This window comes from Oleiphilus sp. HI0132, from assembly GCF_001635845.1.
The window spans coordinates 1-1801 of sequence record NZ_LWGJ01001306.1; the positions used below are offsets into that span (position 1 = coordinate 1).

1 protein-coding gene and 1 pseudogene are annotated in these 1801 nt (G+C 40.7%); one reads left to right on the forward strand and one right to left on the reverse strand.

Annotation, left to right across the window (positions count from 1 at the left end; translation table 11 throughout):
- Positions 1 to 545: pseudogene (locus A3766_RS19930) on the reverse strand (hybrid sensor histidine kinase/response regulator); the annotation flags it as partial.
- A gap of 924 nt (positions 546 to 1469) precedes the next feature.
- On the opposite strand from A3766_RS19930, the gene A3766_RS32120 reads away from it, so the two are divergent.
- On the forward strand, positions 1470 to 1801 hold a 332-nt coding region (locus A3766_RS32120), incomplete at its 3' end, for a hypothetical protein (protein ID WP_231882935.1).

Here is a 1801-nt window from a genome sequence, read left to right on the forward strand (position 1 = left end):
CACAGAGTTTGCGTCCCGACTTGAAAACGCGAAATAGTGGTAATCCCCCGGATCACAATAGGGATAACCGCCACAGCGCAAATGAAATACCCGATCGATAGCGGAATACCCAGCAAGGCATGTAAAGCCGATGCGAGAATAGCGGCTTCAATCGCAAAGAAGATAAAAGTAAACGAAGCATAAATAAGTGACGTGACTGTGGAGCCTAAGTAGCCAAACCCGGCACCTCGCGTCAAAAGATCAATGTCTAAACCGTGTTTAGCTGAGTAGTAAGCAATTGGAAAACCGGTAATAAAGAAAACCGCTGCAACGACTAACATCGCTGCAATGGTATTCACAAAGCCATAGTTAATCGTTACCGCTGCAGCAATGCTTTCAAGTGCCAAAAAAGCAGTCGCCCCTAAAGCGGTTTTGCCGACACGGCTAATACCCATACGCCGAGCTTTACGAGCGGTGAATCGTAAGGCGTAATCTTCTAGGGTTTGGTCAGCCACCCACTGGTTATAGTGGCGACGAACTTTAAGAATCTTCTGTTTGGCAGGCATAAGCTCTATAGCAAAAGTTTTATGTACTTATAAATGAGTATTTAGCTAGACAGGGTAATGCTTTTTTAGGGCGAAAACGAGCTTTAAACGTGTTAGGTCACGATATAACTAATGCCTAAAAGTCAGCACCCAAGCTGGCCTATTAGAATAAATGGTCTGACTTGGGCCTAACCATTCTAAGCAAGACTTGGTCAGAAAAGTGCCAATAGAAGACTTTGGCACTCGTTTTAGATTTGGCCCAATTGTCATAGTTTCACTTACATGTGTAATTTGGTAAAGCTGTTACGATCTTAAACACCTTGCTTTATAAACTTATTCATGGAGAATGCCACGGGAATCCAGTAACATTTCAGAATTTCAAACTATATCGACTTACCACGTTTTTGTTAGATACGGAGTAATCTAGCTCAATGAAGCCATTTTTCTTGTTTGTCATCCTATTCTTTCTATCGAACCAAACAATTGCTAATGTATGTGAAAACACAATTAAAGGAGTGAGTATTTGCGAGGTATCAAAAGGGGTAGCCCTTGCTATAGCAAAGAATGCTCCGCAGCGTGTGAGCCAAAATATTGTTCTAAATGGTGCGTACTCCTTCAATAATAAAATTATAGTTACTTCCATATTCTCTCATACTAAACAGTCGTTCGAGTCTCACGTTAAGTCCATTGGAGCATCAACTGAAGCTATTAACGATGGCATGAGGCTGATGACAAAAAATAGTCTGTGTTCAGACCCTAGGTACCTTCCTTTAATTGAGGCTGGCATCATCTTTGTCTATTGGTATAAATATTCAGATGGCGTAACTTATCTTGAGATTGAGGTTGATTCATGCAGCTAGCTAAGTACTTATACTTAATGAGCAAGAGTAAACATACCTTAACCGCCATATTATTGCTGTTGGGGCAAGCTGAAGGTCGCTGCGTATGATTTATTTTTTAGGGTTTCTGATGGGTTATTTCATAGGAACGAACGTATATGTTGAAAAGCAAGCTTCAAGCCTTGTAGGTCGCGCTTATGCAAACCAAGTTATCAGGCAGTTATCTAGGTTTGGTGGCCTAGGTGGCTGGTTTTGTGTTATCCCAGCAGCTTATTTAGTCTGGGCCGATTATGGTAATGGTTTTTTAGAGTGTGTTTATTTTATCTTAGCTTATATTGGTGGAATTATGATATCGGGGGCTCTTCAAATTCCGGGTCTAAATCGTATACTTAGCCCTTTTACTGTGTTCATAAATATAGGGTTAGTTTTATTAGTTTA